Annotated in this window: 10 protein-coding genes and 1 pseudogene; 6 read left to right on the forward strand and 5 right to left on the reverse strand. The window is 44.1% G+C overall.

Features of this window, described 5'->3' with window-relative positions; genetic code table 11:
* Positions 1 to 7 precede the first annotated feature (7 nt).
* Positions 8 to 889, reverse strand: a complete 882-nt coding sequence (locus BI182_RS09805) for a helix-turn-helix transcriptional regulator (protein WP_286807549.1) — start codon at positions 887 to 889, stop codon at positions 8 to 10.
* A gap of 105 nt (positions 890 to 994) precedes the next feature.
* Between BI182_RS09805 and BI182_RS09810 the strand changes: the two genes are divergently transcribed.
* Entirely contained in the window at positions 995 to 1,795 is an 801-nt protein-coding gene (locus BI182_RS09810; RefSeq protein ID WP_286807550.1) for a 4Fe-4S binding protein, read from the forward strand.
* Positions 1,796 to 1,924: 129 nt separating this feature from the next.
* Here the strand turns inward: BI182_RS09810 and BI182_RS09815 are convergent, their stop codons facing one another.
* Positions 1,925 to 2,749: an exodeoxyribonuclease III gene (locus BI182_RS09815; RefSeq protein ID WP_070371722.1), complete on the reverse strand. Its 825-nt coding sequence runs from the start codon at positions 2,747 to 2,749 to the stop codon at positions 1,925 to 1,927.
* 230 nt (positions 2,750 to 2,979) lie between these two features.
* On the opposite strand from BI182_RS09815, the gene BI182_RS09820 reads away from it, so the two are divergent.
* Both BI182_RS09820 and BI182_RS09825 read left to right on the forward strand, forming a co-directional pair.
* Entirely contained in the window at positions 2,980 to 3,960 is a 981-nt protein-coding gene (locus tag BI182_RS09820) for an SPFH domain-containing protein (protein WP_070371723.1), read from the forward strand.
* A gap of 4 nt (positions 3,961 to 3,964) precedes the next feature.
* Positions 3,965 to 4,165, forward strand: a complete 201-nt coding sequence (locus BI182_RS09825; protein ID WP_070371724.1) for a type II toxin-antitoxin system antitoxin — start codon at positions 3,965 to 3,967, stop codon at positions 4,163 to 4,165.
* A gap of 131 nt (positions 4,166 to 4,296) precedes the next feature.
* On the opposite strand, the gene BI182_RS09830 is transcribed toward BI182_RS09825, so the two are convergent.
* From BI182_RS09830 to BI182_RS09840, 3 genes and pseudogenes are all read right to left on the reverse strand, one after another.
* Entirely contained in the window at positions 4,297 to 4,947 is a 651-nt protein-coding gene (locus BI182_RS09830) for an SOS response-associated peptidase (protein WP_070371725.1), read from the reverse strand.
* A gap of 95 nt (positions 4,948 to 5,042) precedes the next feature.
* Positions 5,043 to 5,951: a hypothetical protein gene (locus BI182_RS09835; protein WP_286807555.1), complete on the reverse strand. Its 909-nt coding sequence runs from the start codon at positions 5,949 to 5,951 to the stop codon at positions 5,043 to 5,045.
* A 192-nt stretch (positions 5,952 to 6,143) separates the two neighbouring features.
* Positions 6,144 to 6,524: pseudogene (locus BI182_RS09840) on the reverse strand (iron chaperone); the annotation flags it as partial.
* A gap of 205 nt (positions 6,525 to 6,729) precedes the next feature.
* Here BI182_RS09840 and BI182_RS09845 point away from each other — a divergent pair.
* From BI182_RS09845 to BI182_RS09855, 3 genes are all read left to right on the forward strand, one after another.
* On the forward strand, positions 6,730 to 7,158 hold the full coding sequence (locus BI182_RS09845; protein WP_286807557.1) for a DUF3788 domain-containing protein: 429 nt from the start codon (positions 6,730 to 6,732) through the stop codon (positions 7,156 to 7,158).
* 95 nt (positions 7,159 to 7,253) lie between these two features.
* Positions 7,254 to 7,649 carry a KilA-N domain-containing protein gene (locus tag BI182_RS09850; RefSeq protein ID WP_148636897.1) on the forward strand — a complete coding sequence of 132 codons (396 nt, stop codon included), beginning with the start codon at positions 7,254 to 7,256 and terminating at the stop codon, positions 7,647 to 7,649.
* Positions 7,576 to 7,974, forward strand: coding sequence for a hypothetical protein (locus tag BI182_RS09855; protein WP_286807559.1), 399 nt, complete (start codon positions 7,576 to 7,578; stop codon positions 7,972 to 7,974). Before BI182_RS09850 ends, BI182_RS09855 begins: the two co-directional genes overlap by 74 nt.
* The last annotated feature ends 91 nt before the right edge of the window (positions 7,975 to 8,065 follow it).

Here is an 8,065-nt window from a genome sequence, read left to right on the forward strand (position 1 = left end):
CAGAGAATCAGCCTTGCTTTTTTTCACCTTTCGTATAGCAGGCATCACTTTTTTCCCTGGCTAGTTTCAACAGATAGGCCATTTTGTCATCGGTATCGGTGCCAGGTTCGGGAATATGCACGGCCATTTTGAGATTGGAATGATCCGCTACATCAAAATTGCTAATTTCAAAATCCAGGCGGCCAACAATGGGATGTATCAATTGTTTATAGAGTTCGCCATTATTTTTTATCTCATGGAGTGGCCACCAGCAATTGAAATCGGTACTTTCGGCTTTGAGGTCCTCAACAAACTGTTTAAACCAGGGATCATCAACAAATTTTCCGCAACTGGCCCGGAAGCGTCCCACCATCCCTTTGGCATGGTGTTCCCAGTCGACAAACAGGGTTTTATATTTTGCATCGGTAAACATGGCCCAGACGATGTTTCGCTCAAGCTCATTCATCTCCTCAAAATCACCAAAGATTGTGCCAGCCGCATCGTTCCAACCGATGACATTCCATTGCTGGTCGGTGATCAACGACGGACAATGGCAAAGACTATCCAGAACATGTTGCAATGCCGGACTGATCAGATGCTGACGTTTGGAACTTTCCGACGGAAGAGGCTGGTTGGATAGGCGGTAAAGATAAGTTCGCTCTTCCTCATTAAGCTGCAATACCCGGGTCAGGCTCTCCACCACCGAAGTCGACACCTGAATGGGTCGCCCCTGCTCAAGCCAGGTATACCAGGTTAAACTGATCCCCGCCATTTGCGCCACTTCTTCTCTTCTTAATCCCGGTGTCCGCCGCCGTGCAAGCGCTTCAAGCTCAAGTCCCACTGGTGTCATGCTTTGTCTGCGCTTTTTTAGAAAATCACCCAGTTCTCTGTTTCGCTGTTCACCATCCATTTCTCTGCTCCTTCCCGTTAGTATTGATACTAGTATAATCACTCTTCTGGTAACATGATCGCATTTATTGTATTCTGATTAAAAAGTTATTATTGGAGGCAAATCATGAACTACCATACCCTTAAACTGGTCAGTTTTTCACCGACCGGTACTACCGAAGCTATTCTGAATGCCATTGCCCAAGGTTTTAATCCCGGCAATTTGATCACGGTCGATATCACCCGACCAAAACAACGGAGCCAACCCCTTCTACTCGCCACTGATGACATCCTGCTCATCGGCGTCCCCGTTTACATGGGGCGTGTCCCGGAAGTGATTGGCCCCTGGTTAAAAACGATTCATGCCACAAACACGCCGACGATTTGTGTGGTGGTCTATGGCAATCGCGTCTACGATGATGCCTTGCTGGAACTGCGGGACATCATCATCGGCAATGGTTGTCTGCCCATTGCCGCCGGAGCTTTTATTGGCGAACACTCTTTTTCAAGTTCCGAAACACCCATTGCCGCCGACCGACCCAATCCAAGTGATCTGGCGCTGGCCGAAAGCTTTGGTCGAAAAATTAAGGATAAGCTGCTTACACACCCAAACCCTGACCGCAATTGCCTGATCTCGCCCCCGGGCCAGATACCCTATCGTGGCGAAACGACCCTTTGGGATGTTGATTTTATCGCTGTCAGCCCTGCCTGTAACAACTGTCAACGCTGCTCAAGCATCTGTCCCACCGCTGCCATTAATCCCCAGGATAGCCGTCAGATTGATCATAAAAAATGCATCACCTGCTGCGCCTGTATTAAAAAATGTCCCACCCAAGCCCGATCAATTAAGCCGGGGCCGGTTCATGACGCTGCTAACCGGCTTCACACTAATTTCAAAGCTCCCAAGCAACCAGAACTTTTTTATTAGCAGCAGCATCGCTTTCACCCTTGTTCGTATCGACTGGTGTCCGCTGACAACCGTTGCCCTTTCTGACAAATGCCCAAATGACCTATTTGTCGCCTAAGCCGCTACCGTAAAACCCTGAATCACTAAAAACTAGTCCAGTTCAAACAGTAATGGTGTGTGATCCTGTCGTGGCCCTGAATCAATCATTTCCGATTTGACAATGCGGTTAGCAATCCGATCACTGACCAACCAGTAATCAATCCGCCAGCCCGAATTGTTGACTTTGCTGGTCTTAACCCGTTGCGCCCACCAGGAATAAACGCCGGTCACATCGCCATGCAAAAAACGAAAGCTATCGGTAAAACCTCTGGCCAGGAGCTGGCTGAAACCCTGCCGTTCCTCATCGGTAAAGCCAGCGGAGCGGCGGTTATTTTCCGGATGGGCCAAATCGATTTCCTGATGGGCGACATTAAAATCACCGGTCGCAATGACCGGTTTTTTCTGATCCAGAGCAGCCAAATAATCGGCGTACTTCTGGTCCCAGATTTGACGATCAGCCAGACGATTCAAGCCATCTCCAGCGTTTGGGGTATAAACCTGGGTCAGATAAAAATCATCAAATTCCAGGGTGATGATCCGACCCTCTGCATCCATGGTACCTGGTGCGCCAATGACTGGCCTTGTAACAGCTGGGGTCAGATCTTTCTGGTATAAAAACATGGTTCCGGCATAGCCCTTACGGGCTGGTTGGACGGAACTGCTCCAGACGATTTCATAATCTGAGAACCGGTCACTCAGAATTTCAAAGTGTCTTTTCGTTGGCCCCTTATCCGACAGTTTTGTTTCCTGAATGGCAATCACCTGGGGCTGATGTGTGGCGATCCTTTCCAATACCTGCTGCGATAATTGCGCCCGGGGTGACTCTCCGGTTAATGCCGCATTTAATGAATCAATATTCCATGATATAAACTTCACGCTTTTTCTCCTCGTATCCTAGCTTAAAAAATTCTTTCATTGCCGAAATTGCTTGTTTTTTCTTTATAATTTATGTCTCATCATCTCATAATATCGCTGTCGAAACAATAATTTTTCTTAATCGCTACGCCAATTTCTTTTCTCAGGGCGTCTCTTTTCTCAAAAAAAGATTGCTTAATAAATATCGTTATGATATTATTTTGATATCATATTGAAAGAAGGTATTTATTATGGACGAGAAAATTCTCCATGGCAAAAAGCATGGTATGCTGGTATTCCTGATCTCGCTGCTCATTTATGCCGCAGCCCTTGTCGGTCTTATCGCCACAATTGCCACTGACGGTAGTGGCATTGTGATTGTTATTTGTCTTATTTTGCTTTGCACCACCTGGCTGCTCTGGCCGGGGCTGAAAGTACTTAAACCTCAGGAAGCTCTGGTGCTGACCCTTTTTGGTCATTATGTCGGTACCATCCGAGAACCGGGATTTTATTTTGTCAATCCATTCTGTAGCGCCGTTAATCCGGCAGCCAAAACCCGTTTAATCCAAAGCGGTGATGTGAAGGGGGATAAAGATGCGGCAACGGCCGAACCCGCCTCACGTAAAATTTCCTTAAAAATTATGACCCTTAATAATAGTCGCCAGAAAATCAATGATTGTCTTGGTAACCCCATCGATATCGGCATTGCCGTTACCTGGCGCATTACCGACACCGCCAAGGCTGTCTTTAATGTTGACAATTACAAAGAATACTTATCCCTGCAGTGCGACTCTGCCCTGCGAAACATTGTGCGACTTTATCCCTACGATGTGACCACCAATGTCGATACCACCGGCGACGGGATTGCCGACGAGGGCAGCCTGCGCGGTTCCAGTGAAACCGTGGCTAAACGAATCAAAGAAGAAATTCAGAGTCGGGTCGATGAAGCCGGGATTGAAGTGGTGGATGCCCGCATCACCTTCCTAGCCTATGCCCCCGAAATTGCCGCCGTCATGCTGCAAAGACAACAGGCCTCAGCCATTATTGATGCCCGTAAAATGATTGTTGATGGTGCTGTCGGAATGGTGGAAATGGCTTTGGCCCGTCTGAATGAAAATGAAGTGGTGGTGCTTGATGAAGAACGGAAAGCCGCCATGGTGTCAAACCTCTTAGTCGTTTTATGCGGTAATCATGATGCCCAGCCAATTATAAATTCAGGGAGTCTTTATTAGGATCATGGCCGATAACAAAAAAAAACAGATCCCCCTCCGACTTTCCCCAAAACTTTATGATGCCATCGCCGCCTGGGCCGAGGATGATTTTCGATCCGTTAATGGCCAAATCGAATACCTCTTATCCGAATGCGTACGGCAACGGAAAAAAAACGGGAAATATGTCTCGGATGAAATAGACATCCCGCCCGAATTGGATATTTAAAAACAATCAATGTGCTGTCGGGAATTGAGAAATATAGGCATCAATCGGGTTGATCTCATCAATTTTAGTCGTGGTGGTTCACTTACTCTACTATTAATTTAAACAACCCATTTCGTTCTCCGTTTCTTTACTTAAACCACATCATGATCATTTTGGGGCGGGAAATCATGGGCTAACAGATCGACGAAGCTATACTGCTTCTCGCCCTGAATCAACTCTCTTTTGAGGACGACCTGATTTTCGCTGATGATTTTAATCGCAGTCTCCGTGGATTCCAGAAACCCCCTGGCCTGATTGGTAGGAATCACCACTGGCATCCGGTCATGAACTTCCGCCACCAGTTTTACCGGTGGCTTTGTCATAATCAGAAATTCATCAGGCCCCTCTTCCTGCCCATGAAAAAAGCCACCAAGATACATCAGCCCGTCAGCACCACTAAAGCGGAATTTCTCTTTTTTCGCATTCCATTCATAAAACCCCACCGCCGGAATCAGACAGCGACGCTTTAGAAAATCATCCCGAAAAACGGCTTTTTCCAGCACCGTTTCGGAACGGGCATTAATCAACAACGTCTTTTTTTGATAATGCCGATTATACCCCCATTTAAGAAGCCTAAGCGCCATTCCCTGCTGATCCGGCCCGGACACATAAACCGGGGCCAGATCGGTTGGGTAAATATCCCCTTTTTTAATGGTTACATGATATTTTTTATTGACTTCTTCAACAATCGCCTTAATCGCTTTTTCTTCTTTGTCAGAATAAAGAATATAACGTCCACACATATTTTACACCTCGCTTTTTATAACTGGTTGTAATTTCGCCTGTAAAAAGGAATACTGCTATCGACTGCTGCGCCCTTTACTCACTGCTTCTCAAATTATTTTACAATCTCCAAAAATGCGGCTTCATATGGTGCCCGCTTTTCTGATTGCAAGGCATTATCCAGCCGCAACAGGACATTGCCGATCTGATAGGTCGTTCCTGCTGCATCAGAAAAAATCGTTAAATAATCGTAGCGCTGTTTCGCTACCGCATAGTCCTGATAAACTTCCACCGATCCACCGATGGGTTCAATCTGATTTTCCACCTGCTCAATGGAGGTATCTTCAAAGCGGGCGGCCTGGGCTAATTGGAGATTTGGCTGTTTTAATAAACCTGTTGCATAATCAGGATCGGTATATACCACCACTTGCCCAATCGGTTGTCCCATTGCTTTTAGCTGCTCGATGATTTCCTGCGGTGACAGGGTGCAAAACAATTGCGCATCCTGTTGTTCTTTTGCTTTTTGTTTTTTTGCCGCTGCAATCAAACTTTCAAAGCTAAACTGCTCGGTCTTTTGATAACGGCTATCATAGGTGGTTTTACCTTCTTCGGAATCTGAAAAAAGATATAAGGTTTCCTCCGCTACTTTAAACCGGATCTTCCGCTTTGGTGTATCCACGTCATCTAAAAATAACTCCAGATAGTTTTTATTAATACCACCGATCTGCCACTGACCTTCCGAAACCGTCAGTTTTCCATCATAACCATTATAAAAAGTGACAGACCCATTTTCGCTAAAAGCATAGCCCGTCATTGCTGTATCATTTAAATTCCCCTCACTGGGCACTAATTCCCAATTACCAACGAGTACTGCTTTATTTTCGGCACAGCCCGAAAGTACCAACAATGAGCTAACCAGAAACAGAAGTATCACTAACCCCTTAATACCTGTTCGTGTCTGCATCTTTCTTATATTTATTTCCCCCATTTGGAAAAAGGAATCCTTTTTCATGCTTTTCTTCATACTATCCTACCACCTTAAAACACCTTTGATAATTCTTCCAGATAGACCAAATTTAAATCATTTTTTGCAACGCTCATCATCTTATTCTGTTTGCTTTCTTCTGTATAATGATTCAGTAAATCAACGGTCATCCTGCTTGCCAAGCTCAGGGTCATCGTTCACATTTTTATTCTTGATTCCAGCTTCGGTCTTACGCTTCTTTTGTTTATTTTCACTAAGTATCTGATTCTCTGCCACTCTGAATGCAACGATTTTTTGGATCAGATCAAAGGGGATTGGCTGATTGAGAGGAAATTGAACTGATCCTTTGGCACTTTTATATTTTGATAAATCTTGCTTGAATTTTTCGATACCCGATGGGGCGGGATAAAATCCGATATGGTTTTTATATGCCGCAAAATGAACCAGATTGCCGCCCAGATAAAAAGTCGGCATCTGATAACTGATTTTTTCTTCCGCTTCGGGCGCCGCTTCTTTAATAACTTGCCGGATCTCCTGAAGGATTTCCTGAATTTCTGCCGGGAATTGCCCAATATAGGTATCAATGGAGTTAACATTTTCTTTTTTAATCATTGCTACTTTATTCCTTTCGACTTTAGTATAAGTGTACCAATCACCATCACAATTTACCACTATTTTTATGTTTTACTTGACCTGTCTGAGGCATGGTGATAAATTCTAAATATAAAATTATCGGTAATTGGGAAAAAACCGGATTGGACATCCTGCTTCTGCACCTATTCCTGCTACGATTGCCAGAAAATATTGGAGGTTCCCCATGGAATGGAGTCTATCTTTTGAACAGGACCATGAACCAACCCTGGCTGAGATGATCAATTTTGTCAATAATCCGCTCTGGGTTGATTTACAAAGCTTTATTGAAACCACCTATCATATCCAACCGGTCATGAATTACAGCCGTTGCTCCGCCCAGCGCGGCTGGAATCTGAAGTACCGCAAAAGCAGCAAATCCCTTTGTGTTCTTTACCCTATGGATGGCTATTTTATTGCCCTGGTCGTCATTGGAAACAAAGAGCTTAACGAAATGGAAGCCTACCTTCCCCAGGCCAGCCCAGAAATTCAGGCCCTGTTTAAAAGAACCCCCTTTGCTGCCGGAGGCCGCTGGCTGATGATCCCCGTCACCTCTGAACGGATTCTTGACGATGTAAAAAACCTGATTCAGATCCGGGTTCGACCGAAATTGTAATGGGCTTATTACTGGATTCTGACAGGCTTTATTCGCACTAAAGGGGCAATCTAGACGCTCGACCAGAAAGGTATGAATTTTCAAAGGAGAATCAAATGAAAATAAATGCAAATGGACGTGAAATAAGAATCCTCGGTTTTGGTACTGATGATGATGAATATATAAGCTTAACAGATATTGCGAAATACAAAAGTGATGATCCAACTGCAGTAATTGCCAATTGGATGAGAAATAGGGATACTGTTGAATTTCTTGGTTTATGGAAATCTTTTCATAGTCCAGATTTTAAACCCCTCGAATTCGAGGGGTTTAGAAGTCAAGCGGGATTAAATGCTTTTACAATATCACCCAAGAAATGGATCGGAAGCGTTAATACAATCGGCATAACTAGCAAATCCGGGAGATACGGCGGAACTTATGCCCATTCAGACATTGCCTTTGAATTTGCATCATGGATATCCCCTGAATTTTACTATACCTCAATCATCTGATTATACCTTAGAAACAATGAATCGTGGGACTATTATAAAATTTGATGGCAATATTGAAGTACCTTCTGAATTTGATATGACACAACTGATAGGACAATTCAAGGGCATGATTAGTCAAGAAATTTCATCAAAAATGTCCGATGGTGAAGCGGAAGTATTTGTAAACTTTTTTGAAATATGCAATCCAAAAATTCCGATTATTAGTCAATTCGACACTGGTGACATTATTTCATTAATAGAATCAGAAAACCTTTTAGTTCAATACCCTGATATTGAAGATTATGAGATCAACTTCAACTATACTACCAAAGGAAATACTCCATAAGAATGAAATTAATTAAAACAGACCGTGATTAGCAATTGACAAACAATAACTCGCGAGTTATTATAATATAAACAGGGGGTGTGAGGTTTGC

This window comes from Acetobacterium sp. MES1, from assembly GCF_002237635.1.
In the GTDB taxonomy this organism is placed as follows: Bacteria; Bacillota; Clostridia; order Eubacteriales; family Eubacteriaceae; genus Acetobacterium; species Acetobacterium wieringae.